Origin of the sequence: Nocardia vulneris (assembly GCF_001613425.1) — a bacterium.
Lineage (GTDB): Bacteria > Actinomycetota > Actinomycetes > Mycobacteriales > Mycobacteriaceae > Nocardia > Nocardia vulneris.
Genome location: NZ_BDCI01000002.1, coordinates 414,338 through 433,860 on the forward strand (window position 1 = coordinate 414,338; position 19,523 = coordinate 433,860).

14 protein-coding genes are annotated in these 19,523 nt (G+C 67.3%); 8 read left to right on the top strand and 6 right to left on the bottom strand.

What is annotated here, in order from left to right:
* Positions 1 to 3: 3 nt before the first annotated feature.
* Entirely contained in the window at positions 4 to 786 is a 783-nt protein-coding gene (locus NVU01S_RS03695; protein ID WP_043664870.1) for an AraC family transcriptional regulator, read from the top strand.
* Positions 787 to 923: 137 nt separating this feature from the next.
* Positions 924 to 2,084: a 4-hydroxybenzoate 3-monooxygenase gene (locus NVU01S_RS03700; protein WP_043664872.1), complete on the top strand. Its 1,161-nt coding sequence runs from the start codon at positions 924 to 926 to the stop codon at positions 2,082 to 2,084.
* 45 nt (positions 2,085 to 2,129) lie between these two features.
* On the opposite strand, the gene NVU01S_RS03705 is transcribed toward NVU01S_RS03700, so the two are convergent.
* Positions 2,130 to 2,801 (bottom strand): hypothetical protein, encoded by a 672-nt coding sequence (locus tag NVU01S_RS03705; RefSeq protein ID WP_052280198.1) that lies wholly within the window; start codon positions 2,799 to 2,801, stop codon positions 2,130 to 2,132.
* Positions 2,802 to 2,992: 191 nt separating this feature from the next.
* Here NVU01S_RS03705 and NVU01S_RS03710 point away from each other — a divergent pair, with 191 nt between their 5' ends.
* Positions 2,993 to 3,904: an alpha/beta hydrolase family protein gene (locus NVU01S_RS03710; RefSeq protein ID WP_043665143.1), complete on the top strand. Its 912-nt coding sequence runs from the start codon at positions 2,993 to 2,995 to the stop codon at positions 3,902 to 3,904.
* 40 nt (positions 3,905 to 3,944) lie between these two features.
* Here NVU01S_RS03710 and xylA read toward each other — a convergent pair whose 3' ends face one another.
* The 3 genes from xylA to NVU01S_RS03725 form a co-directional block, all read right to left on the bottom strand.
* Positions 3,945 to 5,126: a xylose isomerase gene (gene xylA, locus NVU01S_RS03715; RefSeq protein WP_043664875.1), complete on the bottom strand. Its 1,182-nt coding sequence runs from the start codon at positions 5,124 to 5,126 to the stop codon at positions 3,945 to 3,947.
* Between the two features lie 133 nt (positions 5,127 to 5,259).
* Positions 5,260 to 5,589: a hypothetical protein gene (locus NVU01S_RS03720; RefSeq protein WP_043664878.1), complete on the bottom strand. Its 330-nt coding sequence runs from the start codon at positions 5,587 to 5,589 to the stop codon at positions 5,260 to 5,262.
* A 26-nt stretch (positions 5,590 to 5,615) separates the two neighbouring features.
* Positions 5,616 to 5,852, bottom strand: a complete 237-nt coding sequence (locus tag NVU01S_RS03725; protein WP_156161423.1) for a hypothetical protein — start codon at positions 5,850 to 5,852, stop codon at positions 5,616 to 5,618.
* A gap of 298 nt (positions 5,853 to 6,150) precedes the next feature.
* Here NVU01S_RS03725 and NVU01S_RS03730 point away from each other — a divergent pair, with 298 nt between their 5' ends.
* The 5 genes from NVU01S_RS03730 (at position 6,151) to NVU01S_RS03750 (ending at position 16,488) form a co-directional block, all read left to right on the top strand.
* Positions 6,151 to 8,103, top strand: a complete 1,953-nt coding sequence (locus tag NVU01S_RS03730) for a GMC family oxidoreductase N-terminal domain-containing protein (protein ID WP_043664884.1) — start codon at positions 6,151 to 6,153, stop codon at positions 8,101 to 8,103.
* A 236-nt stretch (positions 8,104 to 8,339) separates the two neighbouring features.
* Positions 8,340 to 8,726, top strand: a complete 387-nt coding sequence (locus NVU01S_RS03735; protein ID WP_043664886.1) for a hypothetical protein — start codon at positions 8,340 to 8,342, stop codon at positions 8,724 to 8,726.
* Between the two features lie 21 nt (positions 8,727 to 8,747).
* Positions 8,748 to 9,368, top strand: coding sequence for a type VII secretion target (locus NVU01S_RS03740; protein WP_043664889.1), 621 nt, complete (start codon positions 8,748 to 8,750; stop codon positions 9,366 to 9,368).
* Between the two features lie 2 nt (positions 9,369 to 9,370).
* Positions 9,371 to 16,078: a putative T7SS-secreted protein gene (locus tag NVU01S_RS03745; protein ID WP_052280200.1), complete on the top strand. Its 6,708-nt coding sequence runs from the start codon at positions 9,371 to 9,373 to the stop codon at positions 16,076 to 16,078.
* On the top strand, positions 16,075 to 16,488 hold the full coding sequence (locus NVU01S_RS03750; RefSeq protein ID WP_014985331.1) for a hypothetical protein: 414 nt from the start codon (positions 16,075 to 16,077) through the stop codon (positions 16,486 to 16,488). Before NVU01S_RS03745 ends, NVU01S_RS03750 begins: the two co-directional genes overlap by 4 nt.
* A gap of 9 nt (positions 16,489 to 16,497) precedes the next feature.
* On the opposite strand, the gene NVU01S_RS03755 is transcribed toward NVU01S_RS03750, so the two are convergent.
* A complete protein-coding gene (locus NVU01S_RS03755) occupies positions 16,498 to 17,985 on the bottom strand; it encodes a carboxylesterase/lipase family protein (protein ID WP_167829344.1) in 1,488 nt (495 codons plus the stop codon).
* Between the two features lie 194 nt (positions 17,986 to 18,179).
* Positions 18,180 to 19,463: a hypothetical protein gene (locus NVU01S_RS03760; protein WP_043664897.1), complete on the bottom strand. Its 1,284-nt coding sequence runs from the start codon at positions 19,461 to 19,463 to the stop codon at positions 18,180 to 18,182.
* Positions 19,464 to 19,523: the final 60 nt, after the last annotated feature.

A 19,523-nucleotide genomic window follows, 5' to 3' on the forward strand; every position in this document is an offset into this window, starting at 1 on the left:
TCGATGCTGGAAAATCGCCACAACGCAGAGTCTCCCGCGCCGTTGCCGCAACCGGCGCCGCACGGTGCGGGCTGGCTCGCGCACGGCTTCCACATGGATGCGCATTCGCATACCGACGGCCAACTGGTGTACGCGGCGTCGGGGGTCTTGGCCACCACGACCGAGCGCGGCACCTGGGTCGCGCCCGCCAACCGGGTGACGTGGACGCCACCGGGATTCGTGCACTCGCACCGCTTCTACGGCGGGACCGACGCGCGGCTGGTCGTTGTTCCCGCCGAGCTGTGTCCTGCCCTGGTGCCGTGGCCCGCGGTGTTCGCCGTGAATCCCTTACTGCGCGAGGCTATTCTGGCGCTGACAATGCGGCCGGAAGTCCGTCCCGGCGCGCACGAACGGCTACGCGCCGTGGTGATCGACGAACTCGTCGAGGCACCCGGACAGTCCCTGCATCTGCCCGAACCCCGGGACGACCGGCTGCGCGCGGTCACCGGCCTGCTGCGGGCCGATCCCGCGCAGACCACGACACTGGTGGAACTGGGCCGCGCCGTCGGAGCGAGCGGGCGCACCCTCACCCGCCTGTTCCACGACGAGCTCGGGATGAGTTTCCACCGCTGGCGGACCATCCTGCGCATCCATCACGCGCTGGTCGAGCTGGGTGCCGGTCGATCCGTCACCGACACCGCGATCGCGTGCGGCTGGTCCAATCCCACGAGCTTCATCGAGGCCTTCACCGCCGTCGTCGGCCAGACACCGGGCCGCTACCAGGCCGATCTCCGCGACGGAACGTAGCGCGCGACGACTTTGGCGAGTTTGCCGTATCCGCTGTCCATTCACCGGTTGGCAGCACGTGCGCTCAGGACCAGAGTGGTGGTCGGCCCACGAACGGCCACCCTTACTGCGCTATTTCCCAAGAGGAGTTTCGAAACATGAGCAGAACAGCTGAGCACCCGGCCGTAGTCGTCGTCGGCGCCGGTGTAGCCGGGCTCACGCTCGGTAATTTCTTGCTGCGCAACGGTATCGGCTGCGTCATCCTGGAGAAGGAGAGCCGGGAGCAGGTCGAGCAGCGGCAACGAGCCGGGGCGCTCGACGGCCGCGGTGTACGGATGCTTCGCGAGTGGGGTCTCGGCGAGGTGGTCGACGGTTTCTCGACCAGGACGGCCGACACCGCCTATATGCCGCTGCTGATCGAGGGCGAGACACGGCTCTGGAACGCCACCGGCGACGACACCGAGGGCATCTTCTGCACGCAGCAAGCCCTCGTCCAGAATCTGATCAAGGTCTTCCTGCGCGACGGCGGCGACCTTCGGTTCGAAGCGCGAGACATCGGTTTGGCCGATCTGCAGGATCGGCCGACGGTCCGCTATCAGGATGCCGCTGGGACCCCGCAGGTCATCGGCTGCGCGCTGGTCGCGGGCTGCGACGGCGATCGGGGCGTCAGCCGGTCGTCCATCCCGGACGGCGTCCTCACCCGCTACGCCCACGAGCACGGGTACGCCTGGCTGGCCGTGCTCGCCGACGTCCCGGCGGATCCGCCCGCGGTGATGGCGGTGCATTCGCGCGGTTTCGCCGGGCAGATCACCCGCGGCCCGCAGGCGAGCCGCTTCTACCTGCAATGCCCGCTCACCGACACGCTCGACGAGTGGCCGGCCGAACGGATCTGGCGCGAACTGGGCGCCCGCTTCGGCTATCCGGTCGGCCCCGGCCGGATCACCGATCGCCAACTGGTACCGCTGCGCAGCGTCGTGTACAGCCCCATGCGTTACGGCAACCTCTATCTCCTCGGCGACGCGGCACATCTCGTCTCACCGATGAGCGCGAAAGGAATGAGCCTGGCGCTGCACGACGCCGAAGTGTTCGCGCGCGCCGCGATTCTCCAAGTCACCCAGAATGATTCGAGCCTGCTCGACGCCTACACCGACACCTGCCTGCGCCACATCTGGAACGTCCAGACCGCCGCGGTGCAACTCACCGAGATCATGCACAACGGCGGTGATGCCACCTACGCGGGGGAATTTCGCAAGCAACTCGCGCTCGCCGAACTGCGGCGCATGTCCGAAGCTCCTGCGGCCGAACCACTTTCCGCGTAGTGCGCCGGACGCCGTGCCACCGCCCGAGTCCTGGCGGTGGCACGGTCAGCCGCACATCAGGAACTTCACCCTGCCCGCGTAGTCGACTGGCAGATAGCGTTCGGGACCGGTTGTCCAGGGCTGGGCCGAGAGCGGGTCGTATCGGTCGGGCATCGTGACGCCGGCCGGTGCCGCCGCTACGAAACCGGCGGCCGCCGTGGTTCGCGTCGCGCGCCACAGGTGATCGCGGAACGCGACAACACCCGCGATATCGGTGTCGCGCGCGCCAGCGCGCAATGCGGCGACCTTGGCGGCGACGCCTTCGGTGGACAGATAGATCGGCGAACCGTCCGGATTCACGTCGCCGTCGATGCTGATCACATCGTGCATCGCATACCGGGACCGCAGCACCGCCGCGATCTCCGACTGCGCGAACACCGGGATATCGCGCGCACCGCGCGCGACTACGACCGCGTCGGCCAGCGCCTCGTTCACCGGCCCCGGCTCGTGGTCGCCGCTGGACGGATCGGCCGGACTCCGATATCCGAAGCTGTACGCGACGATCATCGTGAGAGATTCCGCCGGTCGGGTGGGCACGGTCCACAAATCCGGCGTCGCGCAGCCTGCCGGTGCGACCGGCTCGGCCGCCGCCGCACCGCAGTACGCCACCGCGCCGGCCAGCGTGACCGCGGCGGCCACCACCGACACGGTACGCAGCCGGTGGATCTTCCGGTCCATGCATTCCCTCGCTTTCGTCGAACCCTCGTCCTCGCCGCCCCGGACGGGCGGCCCTTCGATCATGCGCTGTGCTCGGCCGGTGCGCGCCGGGGAGTGACGGTCGACACCTGCTGTCCGTTGGCTGCCATATCGGACACCGGCGGCCAGTAGGGTGTCGGCGATGCGCCAGGGAAGAGGAGGTGCCGGCCATCATGCTGATCGGATCGCGGCGACTCCGCCGACTGGGCGTTGCCGTCCTGGTCGCGCTGGTCACCCTGGCGATCGCGTACGGGCCGCGGGAACCCATCGCACCGGCCATGGTCAGCTCCGGCATCGTGGCCGCCACCCCGGACAAGCCGTTGCGCATCGCCTACGACACCGCCCCGGACTGTTTCGGCGAGCTCTATCTACCGCGCACCGGGCAAGGCCCGTTTCCGGTCGTGGTGTTGATCCACGGTGGCGGCTGGTCGCAGAATCGCACGCTCACCCAATTCGACGCCCAGTCAAGGGCTTTGGCGGAGAACGGGGTGGCGGTGTGGAACATCGAATACCGGCGGGTCAACGGGGCGGGCGGCTGGCCGGTCACCCTCACCGACGTCGCCGATGCGGTCCTCGCGCTCGCCACCACCGTGCAGCGGCAGTCGGGAAATGCGTTGGATCTACAGCGGATTCAAGTCGCGGGGCACTCGGCGGGCGGTCATTTGGCGGCGTGGGTGGCGGGCCGGTTCCAGCGGTCACCGGAGCCGAAGGCGCTGCGCATCCGCAGTGCCACCCTCATGTCCGCGGTGCTCGATCCCGAATACGCCGTCACCAAAGGGCGCGACGGATTCGTCCGGAAACTCCTCGGCGGCTCGCCCAGCGAGGTCCCCGAACGCTACCGATACGCCTCCCCCATCGCCCATCTCCCGACCGGCATGCGCATCACCGCGCTGCACGGCGACGGCGACACCGTCGTGGCGCCGGAACAGAGCCGTCGCTACGTGAACGCGGCCCGACGCGCGGGCAACAGTGCCGACCTGCGGCTGCTGCCGGGCACCGGGCACGGCGAATTCGCCGACGCCGCCTCGCCGGCCTGGGCCGTCGCGCAACAGGTCATCCTCGACCACGCCGAGACGGTGCGCTGAACCGCTGCGTCGCATCGTGCCGCACGCGCAGTTCCTGAACTCACCGCGCGCCGAGGAGATGTTCCAGCGCAAGCTGATTCAACCGGACGAAACCGTACCCCCGCTCCCCCGCGCGATCGGCGTCGAATGTCGACAACTCGGTATCGGCCAGCAAATCGGCGTAGGTTTCGCCCGCCGCCAGTGTCGGCGTACGCACTTCACCGACGCCCGCGGTCGCCAAAGCTTCGTGCACCTCGGGATCCGCACGGAAGGAGCGGGCGCGCTCGCGCAACAACAGATAGGTCCGCATATTCGCGGCGGCCGAATCCCACACGCCCGCCAGGTCTTCGGTCCGTGACGGCTTGTAGTCGAAATGGCGCGGCCCGGTATACGCGGGTGTGCTGTCCGGGCCGCCGTGCTCCAGCAGGTCGACCAGGGCGAAGGCATTCATCAGGTCACCGTGCCCGAAAACCAGGTCCTGGTCGTATTTGATGCCGCGCTGGCCGTTGAGGTCGATGTGGAACAGTTTGCCGTGCCACAGCGCCTGCGCGACGCCGTGCGCGACGTTCAATCCGGCCATCTGCTCATGTCCCACTTCGGGATTGACGCCGACCATCTCGGGATGCGCGAGCGTACCGATGAACGCCAGCGCATGCCCGACGGTCGGCAACAGAATGTCGCCGCGCGGCTCGTTCGGTTTGGGCTCGATCGCGAACCGCAGATCGTAGCCGCGCTCACGCACGAATCCGGTCAGCACATCCAGGCTTTCGCGGTAACGGTCCAGTGCGGCACGCACATCCTTGGCGCTGTCGTACTCCGCTCCTTCGCGACCGCCCCACAGCACATAGGTCCGTGCCCCCAATTCGGCGGCCAGCTCGATATTTCGGAGCACCTTGCGCAGCGCGAACCGGCGCACCGCGCGATCATTGCTGGTGAATCCGCCGTCCTTGAACACCGGATGAGTGAACAGGTTCGTGGTCACCATCGGCACCACGAGCCCGGTCTCCCGCAACGCCTTCCGCAGATCCTCGACCCGGCGCGTACGTTCGGCAGCCGCAGCGTCGAACGGGATCACATCGTCATCGTGAAAACTGAGACCGTACACACCGAGTTCCGCGAGCCGATGCACCGCCTCCACCGCATCCAGCTCCGGCCGCGTCGCCTCCCCGAACGAATCTCGCCCCCGCCACCCCACCGTCCACAACCCGAACGAGAACTTGTCCGCAGCAGTCGGCGCCACCATATCGATCCTAGAGTTCGCTCAGATACTGACCTGAGCAACTATCCCGCCGCCCGCACCTCGAAGCAACCACCGCATGACCGACGGGGTCCACTCCACGCAGCTTCCGCAGGAGACCGTTCCGCGCCTCGACCGATCAGGACACCGACGGGCCGCGGCGCCCGGCTTCCGGATCCGCGACGCGAACAAATGCGCCCGTTCCGGGATCGATGCGATGGGGGCCGCGGAGGGGTTGGGGGTCGTTGCTCAGTGCGACCTTCAGTTCCTTCGGCTGATGACCGGCTTCGGCGGCACTGGCGCGGGCGGCCTCGATAGCTTCGGCTTCGGGTATGTCTCGTCCGCCCGCGAAGACGACCGCGACGTGCTGGTGCACGATTCGACCGGTTCCGGCTTCGTAGAGCGCGACGGTGCGGACGCTGGTTACTTCGGGCACGTCTCCAGCGCCCTGCAGAAGTGGAAGTTCCATCTCGACTCCTCCGAAATATGCTGGGATCACGCCCAGATGAACCAGTTGAGCACCACGTCGGTGTGGCAGTTGTCGGAAATCAGCAGCCCGCTGACCTCGGTGATGTCCTGCGAATAGAAGGTCGGCGTATGGATCGGTAGCTCGTGCGTGGCTCCGTCCGCGGTCCGGTACCGGAACCATGCCGCGATGGCGCGCGCGATCGGCGTCGCCCATTCGTCCCAGTCGAATCTGGACGACAGACTCATCTGCACGACAGCGGTCACCGGCGCGAACGAATACTGAATGCTGACAGTCTGATTCCAGGCCTCATGCCAGGCTGTCCACTGCCCCTTCATCTGATCACCCCTCCCGAAAGCGGCACTCGAACCGTGCCGTCCCTTCGCAGGGTCTCAGCAAAGTCCCCGCGAGACCATGATCCGGTCCTTTCAGCGGACCCGTTCCCCCGAGAAGTAAATGATCATTCTGCTGCCGCAGAGTTCCTACCTGCATGTTCGCAGCAATTTGTGCGGTATGACCGTGCGGCGTGGTTAACTCGACCGCCAGTGAGAAGGGGAGATCGGGATGGAGCCGACGGGTGCGCAGCGGGCAGCGCTGCGGATGATTTGCGATACGTTTGTTCCCGGCGACGGTTCGATGCTGCCGTCGGCGAGCGAGCTGGGGGCGGTGGACACCGTATTTCGGCTGTTGCGGCGCACGCCGCGGGAGGCGGATCGTAAGCAGCTGGCAATGCTGTTGGGGTGGTGGGATTCCCGGCTGACCGGCCTGCTTCTCGGTGCGGGGCCGCGACGGTTTTCCACACTGTCGCAACAGGAACGGGAACAGGCCCTGCTGCGGCTCGGTGATTCCCGGTTGGGTCCGGTGCGGGCTATCTTCCAAGCGCTCAAACAGGCAGCGCTGCTGGCCTACAACGTGACTCCCGGCCCGACGGGGACCAACCCCCTGTGGCGCGAAATCGGCTACCCGGCACCCAGCGGACCGCTCGACACCGCCCCTGCACCCGCGCTCACGCCCCTGCGATACACCGAGAACACCACGCTCACCTGCGATGTCGTCATCGTCGGATCGGGCGCAGGCGGCGGCACCGCGGCGGCCGTGCTGGCCGCAGCGGGCCTCGACGTGATCGTGTTGGAGCGCGGAAACTATTACGACGACCGGGATTTCGGCGCAGGTGAACTCTCCGCCCTGGAACAGCTCTACGCACCCGGCGCGAGTTCCGCGGAGGGCCAGATCACCCTGGTCGCAGGCACCTGCCTGGGTGGCGGCACGGTGGTCAACTGGAGCACCTCATTGCCTACTCCCGATTCCGTCCGTGCGGAATGGGCCGCACTGGGCGCGAAGCAGTTCGCCGAGACCGAGTTCGAGCAAGCGCTGAAGGTGGTGGGCGAGCGACTGGCCGTCACCGACACCCGTTCGCCGCTCTCGGCCCGCGACGGCGTACTGGAACGCGGCGCACAGGCGCTCGGCTGGGACGTAGGAACCCTGCCGCGCAACGTGACCGACGCCTGCGATGCCGGAAAAGAATGCGGTTCCTGCGGTTACGGCTGCCGCGTCGGCGCCAAACAGTCCGTCACCAAGACCTGGCTCGCCGACGCGGCCGCGGCCGGTGCCCGTCTGGTCGTCGACGCGAACGTGCGCCGCATCCACGTGACACATGGTCGCGCCGAGAGTGTTTCGGCGCTCACCGAGTCCGGGGCGCAGATCGAGGTGCGGGCCCGCGCCGTCGTCGTCGCCGCGGGCGCGGTACAGACACCCGCGCTGCTGCGCCGATCCGGGTTGGGCAACGAGAACATCGGACGCCACCTGCGCCTGCATCCGGCCGCCGCGGTGTTCGGCGTGTTCGAGGAGGAACTGCGGGGCTGGGAGGGCGCGTTGCAAGGCCGTATCTGCCGTGAGCACGCGAATCTCGACGGCAACGGCTACGGCGTCATCTACGAAACCGGGCCGGTGCATCCCGGTCTGGCCCTCGGCTTCATGGGTTGGCGCGGGGCGGACGCACACCGTCGCACCCTGCTCGATTTCGCCCGCACCACGCCGATCGGCATCATCACCCGCGACCGCGACTCCGGCACGGTCACCGTCGACAAATCCGGCGAACCGATCGTCAACTACCGTCTCTCGTCCTACGACGCGGCACACCTGCACACCGGCATCGAGGGCGCCGCAAGCATTCTCGAAGCAGCGGGCGCCCACCGCATCTTCTCCGGCCATCAGGCCGGCGTCGACTACGAGCCCGGGCGCCGCGGCTCGCACGCCGAATTCGCCGCAGCCTGCCGTGCCGCGGGCTACCAGCCCGGACGCTGCGCCATGGGCGCCCTGCACATCATGGGCTCCGCCCGCATGGGCGGCTCCCCACAGCTGTCCGCCACCGATCCCGACGGCGCCACCTGGGACGTCCCCAACATCGTCGTCGCCGACGCCTCCTGCTTCCCCACCGCCTCCGGCGTCAACCCGATGATCTCCATCGAAGCGATCGCCCACATGAACGCGAAGAGATTGGCCGCCGAACTGACCTGAGCTGTCACCGCATCGGGGCCGACTCGATGCCCCCAATTCTATTGGCATGAGCCGACGCCCGCGAATTGCCGCTACCCTCCTCGACACATCCTGCGGCGCAGTTGAAGTCGGTCGCCCCGGTGAAAGTAGGGGCGCTCCAGCAAATTTGCAGCTTTTTCAACTCGTCGCGGGATGTGCGTACACTCTGTTGAACTCGTTCAGCGGACAATGCATAATCACAGGGGAGGGTTCGGGGGATGTCCGACGCCGACGGCCGGGGAATTCTGCGCGGTGAAATCGCCGCATTCTATGCCGGTTTCGGTCAGGCCGAAGCCCTGCAGGCCGCATTTCGGCAGGCAGCGCTGTTCGTGCCGGTGACCGACGACGAGCGCATCGCCACTTCGCACGTGGGTGGTGTCGATTGGCTGTGTGCGTTCACCGGCATCGAGGAATACGCCCGCTACATGACGGCGCGAGGCTATCTGGCCGAAGACGGTATCGAGGCCGACCGAGAGTACCGGTACCACACCCTCTCGGGTTGGCGACTGCTCGACTATGCCGAATCGTGCAAGCAACCCACCGGCATCGCCGTAGACATCGTCGGGTCGAGCCCGATGGCATTTCCACCCGAAGTAACCGAGTAACACACGAATCGAGGGGGCAGCGTGACCCAGCAGGTCAAGGTAGATCCTGCGGTGCTGCAGCAGGCCGCGAAAGGAATTCAGTCCACCATCGGCGAACTGTCGAACATGGGCATCGGCGAAACCGGCAACATGGGCCGCGGTTTCGCCCTGCTCACCCTGTCGACGATGGAGGCAGGCAAGCACACCGTGCAGAAGACGTTCGAGGAGTTCACCGAGCGCTGGTCGTGGGGCGTCCGGGCACTGGTGCAAGCAGGCAACTCGATCGCCAGAACGCTCGGTTTGGCGGCTGGGCGCTACCACGAGATGGACGAGAAGGCCGAGGGCATGCTCAAGAAGATGTGGACCCACCTGGCGGGCAATCCACATCTCACCGACGAGCAGATCACCGCCCGTTCGTGGGGAGACACCTTCTCCGACAACGCCTTCAACCACATTCGCAACGCGGACTACAGCATGCAGTCGTTCGACAAGGCGAACCAGAAGATCATGACGAATGTCAAAGTGATCGAAGCGGTCGCTCCGCAGGCGATCGCGAATGTATCCCCGGTGAGCGGCAGCCTGCTCTCCGGTCAGACACCCGGGTGGGACACCGGCGCCTCGAAGAAGGCCGCCGAAATCATGAAACAGTCCGAGGGGCACTAGCCTTGGGATTCTGGGATGTTGTCAACGACATCGGCGAGGCGATCGAGGACGGTGTCGAAGCGGTCGTCGAGGGCGTCGGACAGGTCGCCGACGACGCGCTGGACCTGCTCTCCGACGGCGCGAAGGCGATCGGCCTCGACGGCATCGCCGAGGGCTTGGACGACCTCGGTGACAACATCGCCTCCGGCACCGGCGGTGACGTCGAAGAGGAGGAACTCGGCGAGACCGAGGATCCGAAAGAACTGATCCGCGGCGAGCCGACCGAAATCAGCGCCACCGCACAGACTTTGCAGAAGATGGCGACCGCCATCGATTCGACTGGGCAGGCGCTCAAGCAGATCGACGCCGCCGAATGGGTCGGCGAAGGCGCGGACGCGTTCAACGCGGTCTATGACAAGCAGCCGAAACTGTGGTTCGACTGCGCCGACGCCTTCACCTCGGCAGCCAAGGCAATGGAGGCCTGGCACAACGAGGTGAAGACCGGGCAGGGCAAGGCCGCCGACGCCATCGATAAATGGAAGGCCGCCGACGCGGAGGAACGCAGACAGAAGAACTGGTGGAACTCGCTCACCGGCGAACAGCAGGCGCAGACCACACTCGTCGACACCTGGACCTCGATGCGCAACGAAGCGCGAGAGATCCTGCGCGGAGCGCGAACTCAGCGCGACAACGGAGCCTCCATCGCAGTGGGCGCGTTCAACGCCGCCACCGACAAGGCACCGAAGGAACCACCGTTCACCGACCGCTGGATCGCCAACATCTCGGATATGGGCGGCGTCCTCGAGCACGGGGCATTGAACTTCACCTCCGGCCTGCTCACCAGCTTCACCGGACTCGTGCAGTTCGTGCGCCAGGTCAACCCGACCGATATCTACAACATGACCCACCCCGCCGAATACGCGACCGGCCTCTCCGATCTCGCGACGGGACTGGTTGTCGCAGTGGCGGATCCGGGCGCCACAGTCTCGGCGATACTGTCCGACGCCAGGAAGAATCCGTTCGAATTCATGGGCGCGCTGACCGGTGATGCGCTGCTCACTGCCGCCACCGGCGGTGGCGGCAGTGCCAAGGTCGCCGTCAGTGCACTGCGCAAGATGAAGGACGCGGGCCGGCTGGCCCGTGTCGCCGACGATGTCGGCGATGTCGGACGGCACCTGCCCAATTCGACGCACACACCGAGCGGCACGCCGTCGCACATGTCGATGCAGACCTCGCAGCACCCCGCGCCCACCCGCGTGGACAACGGGCATACGCCCACGGACACGAACCCGGTGCAGGCGAACAGCCGTCCTGAGGCTCCCGCTCCGAAGCACGAAAATGTCGGCGGTACAAACCATTCGACGACGGAGCAACCGCATCGGCCGGAGTCCCCGGCATCGGGTCCGGCGCACCATGCGCCCGATCCGACACCCACCCGGCACGCGGATCCGGACCCGGCACCGAGTTCTCATACCGACCCCTCCCCTGCCCCGCACACCGAACCCTCGCCCATACCGAACCAGCATGCGGATCCCGGCCCCGACCGCTCGCCGGTCGCCCACCGCGATCCCGACCCCGCACCGTCGCCGCACACGAACGCGGACCCGACGCCGCCCACACGCCCCGACGCCGATCCGCCGCCACATCGCACCGACCCCAGGCCAGAGGCGTTACGCCCCACGACCCATGCCGACAATCCCCCCACGGTGCACGCCGACCCCGAACGCGCGCCCCATTCCCGCACCGACGTCGACTCCCCCTCGCCGCACGCCAATTCCGATGCGCCGCAGGTGAACCCCGAGGCGCGATCGCCGCACGCCGACGCCACACCGAACACCCACGCGAACCCCGACACCACGCGAACGCCGCACAACGACACCGCACCGGGCGCGCGCGAGCACGCCGATACGACACGAGCACCGGGCGCGAACTCCGACGCGACCTCCGACATGCGCGCGACCCCCGACTCCCAGCGGTCCCCCCAAGCGAATTCCCAAGCGGCACCGCATGTTCGCACCGATCCAGGCCACAATTCGACCGCAGACCCGGTCCACGCGCCGCCCGTACGCTCTGACACCGGGGCTGCGCCGACCCATCAGACCGACCCGGCGTCGGTCCGCCCGCACACGCCCGACCCGCAGCCGGGCCCCATACGCCAACCCGATCCCGCACCCGTCTGGCAGACCAGCCCGTGGTCGCATCCGGACGCTCCGGCACCGTACACCCGCCCGGATCCCGCGCCGGGCATCCGCGCGCAGCCCGACCCCACGCGCGCCTACTCCGATCTCACCCCTGCGTCACGCCCTGAACCAGGTACCCGCACCCCATCGGATCGAACGCCTGCCGCACGGGCACAGCCGGACCCCGCGACACGTCCCTACGCCGATCCGAAACCAGTCGCCCGCCCGCACCGCGACCCCACTCCGACCAGCCGTACCGAGCCGCACCCGTCCCCGACCACCCGTCCCACTCCCGATCACGCCCCGCAGCGCGCACACGCTGAACCGACGACCCGCACCCACCCGGACACACCGACTCGGCACACCGATTCCCACGGCACGAACAGGCCTACGCCGCATCAGGATCCACATCGCACCCCGGACAGCACCGACCGCCACGATCGCCCACACGGTCCCGAAGACGCACCACGCGATCGGCGTCCCGACCTAAATCACCCGCGCGACCGCCACCCCGACCGCGAACCAACCCGTGACCGCGAGCACGACCTCGACGACAAACCGCGCGATCGCCACCCGAAGGACCGCCCCCGCACCCACGACGACACACCGCGCGATCGCGACTTCGACCACGACCGCCGACACAGGCCGGACAATTCGCCGCACGACCGCGACCGCACCGACAACCGCGACCGCCCCCACGATTCCGAGACCACTCCGCGGGACCGGCACCCCGACCGCGACCACGGCAACGACCGCCCCCGCGACCACGACGACACACCTCGCGATCGCCACACCGACCGCACGGACACCCACGACCGTCCGCACGACCCTGACGCCGATCACCCCGCCCGGGGACGCGCCGAGGCCGACCGGAATGCGCATGAGCACGCACGCGAGACGGGCCCCGAGGCCGATCGGACACCGGCGCAGAAGACCTGTTCCACCGACCCGGTCGATATCAGCACCGGCGAATTCCTGCTTCCCGACACAGATCTCGACCTGCCCGGTGTGCTGCCGCTGACCTTGCAGCGGGCCCACCATTCGAATTTCGGGTTCGGTCGCTGGTTCGGCCCGTCGTGGTCCAGTACTTTGGACGCAAGGATCGTGGTCGAGGACGCCGGCGTCACGTTCATCGGCGAGAACGCGATGATGCTCGCCTACCCGCATGCCGAGGTCGGCGTTCCGGTGCACCCGCTCACCGAAGGACAGCAGTGGTCGTTGACCCGCACCGAAGCAGGCGGGTACCGCGTGTGGGATCAACGAGCTGAGGTCCTCTGGCATTTCGCGCCGGAACTGGGGCTCGACGGCATCGAGGCCAGGTTCGGCAACTACGCGATCTCGGCGATCACCGACCGGCACCGCAACCGAATCCGGTTCCACTACGACGCCGACGGCGTGCCGGTGGAGGTCACGCATTCGGGCGGATATCGGGTCCGAATCGATTCGGACGGTGCGCGGATCACCGGCCTGTCGCTGCTCTGCGACGATCCCGAGCTCGGCGAATCAGCCGCCCGGGTGCTGGAGTTCGCCTATGCCGGAACAGATTTGGCTGCAATCACCGATGCCGACGGAGCCACCACCCGGTACACCTACGACGTCGAGCATCGGATGACCTCGTGGACCGACTCCAACGGCAACCAGATGGTGAACACCTACGACGAGTCCGGTCGCGTCGTCTTCCAGCGCGGCACCGCCGGAATATTGAACTGCGACTACGACTATCTGGAACTCCCCGACGGCACCGGCCGGCTCACTATGGTCACGGATTCTTTCGGCGCCTCCACGTCCCACGGCTTCGACCGCGAACTGCAACTGCGTGATCTCGTCGACCCGCTCGGCGGCCGCACGCACATCGACTACAACGCCGACCGCAGACCGCTGACCGTCACCGGCCCGGACGGCGCGACCACCCGCTACCACTACAACGGCGCGGGCGACTGCGCGAAAGTCGTTCGACCGGACGGCCATTCGACCGAGGTCGAATATCTCTGGCGCAACCGCCCGCTCACCATCACCTCCCCCGACGGCTCGGTGACCCACCGGGAATGGTCCGAGCACGGCAATCTCTCGGCGGTGGTCGACGCCATGGGGAGCCGCACCGAATTCACCTATCACCCCAACGGCGCACTGGCGTCCGTCGTCGAAGCCAACGGTGCCCGCACCACCTTTCAGGTGGATCAGGCGGGGCTGCTGACCCAGGTCACCGAGCCGCACGGCGCGGTGACGCATATCCGACGCGACGCCGCAGGCCGTACCACCCACATCATCGATCCCCTCGGCGAGGTCACCCGCTTCGACTGGTCTGCCGCCGGAAAGCTGCTGCGCAGAACGGATCCCGACGGGCGCAGCGAATCGTGGACCTACGACGGCGAGGGCAACATCCGCAGTCGCACCGATCGCACCGGCGCGGTCACCCGGCTCGGGTACGGCGATTTCGACCTCCTGCGCTCCCGAACCGATCCGGACGGCTCGACCACTCGCTACACCTGGGACACCGAGCGCCGTCTCGTCGCCGTGCACAACCCGATCGGCCAGACCTGGACCTACGAATACGACAGTGCCGGAAGGCTGGTCGCCGAGACCGCGTACAGCGGCGCGACCACCCGATACGCGTACGACCGCGCGGGGCGGGTCAGCGCGATCACCCCGGCAACCGGCGCGACTCGTCACCAGCACCACGACGTCCTCGGCCGCCTGACCGAGATTTCCGCGGGCGACGAGTGGATCCGCTACACCCACGACCCGGCAGGCCGCGTCCTGACTGCGGTGAACGGCGTCGGCGCGGATCTCACCCATCGTCTCGAATTCGCGTACACCGCAATCGGTGCCGTTGTGTCCGAGAAACTCGACGCCAACCCGCCGATGCTCTTCGAACAGGACAGGCGCGGCCACCGCACGCGCCGGACCACACCTTCGGGCGCTGTCGCCACCTGGCACCACGATGTCACCGGCCGCCTGGACCATCTCAACGCCGACGACCACGACATCACCTTCGACTACGACCCGCTCGGGCGGCTGACCACCTGGCGAGTAGGCGAAGTGGCCGTCACGCGTGGCCTCACCGCCCTCGGCCGAGTGACGCACCAAGAGGTGACCGCCTTTCCGCCACGCTCCCTGGCACTGGAAGCCGGGCCGTCGGCTCGACCGGACCCGACCCGCCTTCGTCGCGACGAATTCGCCTATCGCCCAGACGGATACCTCATCTCCCACACCATCGACCGTCCGCAGACCAACCCCTTGCGACGCGATTACCAACTCGACCCTGCCGGTCGGGTCACCACCGTTTCGACCGATGGCGCGCCCACCGAGCGCTACACCTACGACGCACTCGACAACGTCACCAGCGCCACCGTGTCAGCACCGACAGGGGGCAAACCTGACTTTCCGCCCGACAACGGTCGTCGCGAGTACCGCGGCGCTCTCCTCGTCCGGGATGGCCGCACCCGGTACCACTACGATGCCGCCGGACGGCTGATTCGCAAAACCACTGTCCGGCTGTCCCGGAAACCGGACGTATGGCACTACCGCTACAACGCTTTCGACCAATTGACCGACGCTTGGACGCCGGATCGCCAGTGGTGGCATTACACCTACGACGCCCTCGGCCGCCGCACCACCAAACAACACCGCGCTACCGACGGCACTGTCCTGGAGCGCGTCGACTATCTCTGGGACGGCACCCAGCTCATCGAACAGTCCAGCGGTACCGCGACCGTTCGCTGGCAGTACCAACCCGGCTCACACACGCCGCTCACCCAGTCGACCGACCAGGGCACGGTCGATCGCGAGTTCTACGCGATCGTCGCCGATCTCGTAGGTGCCCCCGCCGAATTGGTCGACCCCGCCACCGCCGACACCGTGGCCGACGCACACACCGATCTATGGGGCCGGACGACTTGGCGCGGGCAAACCGGCTCACCGTTACGGTTCCCCGGCCAGATCCACGACCCCGAAACCGGCCTGCACTACAACATGTTCAGGTACTACAACCCGGACACCGGCCAGTACCTGACACCCGATCCGCTCGGGCTGGACCCCGCACCGAACCCGTACGCCTACACCAGCAATCCGCTCCGGTTCATCGACCCACTCGGTTTGACGCCGACCGCGTGTGAACGCTTCGCCAACTTCTACCGGCAGGTCACGCCGAAGGAGCTGCAACGGGCACCGGCCCCCTACCCCGGTGGCCGAACCGGGCATGCGCTGCAGAAACACGGTGTCACCCCTGAGGTTCAAGCATCGATCCTCAACAACCCGCAACGGATCTTCAGCGGGGATTACCACGGCAAGCACCATGTCACCAAGGAGCCCTACATCCGCCCCGTCGACGTCTACTACAGCAAAGGCTCGATTGTCGTCACCGAGGCAGGCAACAAGAACTCCGTCATCACGGCCTATGGTTTGATCGACAAGAACGAGAAGAAGCCGAAAGCGCTCAAACCGGAAAAATGGGCCGAGAGCGAGCATTACGTCGAAATCACCCGTAACAACGGCGCTCATGAAGTGGTGTATCCCACGCGGGAGAGCTGGGAAGGGAACAGCTGGCAGTGACGGTCGAAAACGACCCTCAGGACAACCCGCCATCCGGCCGATGGCAGGCGACGATCGATACCTTCGTCGCCGGTTTCGGCGCGCATCTCGGCGAAGAGGTGACCGTGGTCAAGTCGAACCAGTTCGACGAAGGGTTCTCCTGTCTCCTACGAGGTCCGGCTCCGTCCGGGCCGCTCCAGGTGGCCTGGGAGGGGGTGCTCGGGATGGCCTACGAGGACGGAAAGCCCGACATCAGCGTGTCCCTGTTCCTGTACAGCCGGGGCCGCCGCGTGCGACTCGACGACCAGTCCGGCAGCTATCTCGAAATCGTCTACGAGGGCCCGCTCGACGGCTCGGGCTCCTGGCGTGATCTGGGCTGGTTCGAGGACGGCTTCGGCGAGTTCGAGGCCTACGACCAATACGGCGACTGACGGCCGGTTCTACGAAAACCTGCGCACTACGTCCAACTCATCCAGCCGCGGCGTGGGCACAACGGGATTCGTCTCGCCATCGAAGACCTGCACGGCGGCGAGCCGGTTCGGCGTGACGGCAGCCCAACCCGGATCGCCATGCGTGGCAAAGGATATCCAGGCTTGCTGCATCTCTTCGGCGAGCGCGGTCGGCGGGTGGTCGCCGAGCAGGCCCATCGCGCGGTGCACATCGTAGGTTTCGAACAGGAACGGCAACTCGCCGCTATGGATGGCAGCATCCACTGTCGTTGTGCGCCAGGCGAACTCGTTCAGGTACACGAGACCACCAGCGGTGGCGTAATTTTCGGCGAGTTCGTGGTACGGAGCGCGCACCAGCCATTCGGCGGCCACGGCGTAGAACAATTCCTGCGTTCCGGCATCGGGGCGGTTGCGGCGGAAGATCTCGACCACGGCGGGGTCCGCGCCGATCCGCTCCAGGCACCGTGCCAGCTCCGCGTCCTGATCAATCGCGGCGGGCTGCGGTGCGATCAGTTGCGCCATGGGTTGAACCTCGTCGGTCGACTGGCCCAGCAGCAGCGACACTCCGGCCGCTGCCCGGCCTGCGGCCGCCTCCGCCGGCCGCAGCGGGAGGATCTCCGCGTCGAGAACGGGCACGAACGGAAAGGCCCCGAAGCCGGCCCGCACGTTCGACGCGCCCCAGCACCGCGGGTCGGGGTCCTGCATGGATTCCAGCGTCATCGCCAGTTGCCGCCCGATGATGTCTTTACGTGCCACCGCGGCCAGCGCGGTGCGCGACGGCTCGGTCCCGAGGCGCGTCGCCCAGTTGCGTGCGGACAGATGCGCCTCGTCAGGCTCGGCGACCACGACCGGGCCGGGGCTCTGCGGGATCGCTCGATGGAACAACCCGGTGGCCGCGGGTGAAGCGAACAGCAACGCACAGCTCAACCCGCCCGCGGAGCTCCCGAAGATCGTCACGTTGCCGGGATCACCGCCGAACGCACGAATGTTTTCCTGCACCCAGGTCAGTGCGGCGATCTGGTCGCGCAGACCGCGATTGCTCGGTGCCCCTGCGATCTCGGCGAACCCGGGCGCCCCGAGCCGATAGTTGATCGCCACCACGACCGCGCCGCGGCGCGCCAACGGCGACGTGTCGGCGAACCGCGCCTCGGAATTACCACCCGCCTGCCACGCCGACGGGTGGATCCACACCATGACCGGCAACCCCGCGCCGCCCACATCCGGCGTCGTCACGGTCAGATTCAGGCATTCGTTGTCTTCCCTCATCGAGGCGTCGAGCAGTTCCGTGCTGCCGATCGAGACGCCTTGCGGGACCCACGGTCCCGGCTCCGTGCAATCTCGGATTCCGTCCCAGGACGGCGCGGGCTGCGGCGCGTCGAACAGCAGTTCACCCGCCGGAGCGGCGGCATAGGGGATGCCCTCGAAGACCGCCACCGCACCGCGCATGTGTCCCCGAACCCGGCCTGACGTCGTGGACACGACGGGATTCCCGTTTGCACCCATACTGCACCTCTTTCGGTTCGCGAACCGGCCGCCGCAGCGGCGCCGGCAATACGGACCCACGCTATGCGTCAGCTAGGACAACTAATGCCCTAGCCTTGATAAGCGGGAGTGTTGCCGGCACCACAGCAGCACCCGCCGGATCGACCGTGGTTCAGAGTCCCGAAGCCGCGCTACTTCCGCAGTGCATCCAGGGCCCGCTGAGCCTGGTTTCGGGCGATCGCACCGACCTCGTCGAGGTGCACCGGCGGTTCGCCGTGCTGGCGCAGGATAGGGATGCGCACGCGCACCGACACGTTGCTGTCCTGCACGCCGACGACGTAGTCCATGCCGGTGGTGCTGCTCGAATCCGCTACCGCCGTGTGCCAATAACCTTGCGCGCCGATGCCGGGCACGTCACCCGAATCCAGACCGGATCCAGTTGTGCCGGTGTCCTTGCGTTTCCACTCGTCGTAGGCGGGCGCCGCTCCGGCCGTGGTGAACTCGACGCGCAGGTCGATGGCCGCTTGATTCCAGTGCACGCCATCGCCGGCGGGACTCTTGTAGCTGACCTGACAGGTCAGACTGCCGGGTCCGTAGGCGCTCGGCTGGGTTTCGTGATGGGCGGGCGGCTGGTCCGGCGTGGACGACCACTGGTGCAGCACAGTGGAATCGACGAGGTCGCACGCATTGGCGGCCTTGCTCATCGCATAGTTGCCCGGCGCGGGTTCCGGCGGTGGCGTGGTCGTCGCTGCGGCGGACGACGTCGCGGATGTAGCGGTAATGCGCAGGCCGTCCAGCACCTTGCGGGCTTGGGTGCGTGCAACCGAATCGAGTTCGTCCCGGCCGATCACGGGAGCCGCCTGCTCGCGGGAGAGGTCGATGTCGATTTTCACCGCGACTCCCCCATCCCACACGCACACAACATATTTCGCGTCGACGATGCCGCCGAAGTTGTCGGCTTCGAACTGCCAGTACCCCTGGGTCCCGATCCCGGTGAACTCCCCGGAGGTCACCTCGGAGCCCGCGTCGGCCAGGTCTGCGGTGCTGCGCTTGCAGTGCTCGTAGGTCCGTGCGCCCGATCCCGCTTCGACATCGGCTCGAACCCGGAGGGCGGCAGTGTTCATCGGAAACTTGTCGCCGGGCGCGTTGCCGTAGAAGAGATTGCAGCTGAGCGTGCCGACGTCGCCCGAATTCCGGGTTTCCGTGTGATCGGGCTCGCGCAGTGGTGCCGCCGCCCATTTCGTCAGCACGGCGCGGTCGACGAGATCGCAAGCGTTCGTCGTCGCCGCCGCCGAGTATGTCGCGGGTACCGGAAGCGGAGTGCCCGATACGCCGCCGCCGTCCCGGCTCGCGACGAAGCCGATCACCATCCCGATCACCAGCAGCAAACCGACCCCGACCGCTCCGGCGACGATCAGCAGCGGTGTGCCGTCCGCCCCTGACCGACCACCGGCTCCGTGCGGAGAACCCGTCATACTTCTACCCCTCCGTCACGGACGGGCCGCCCCGCCCGACCATCGACTCGCGCTCCGAGC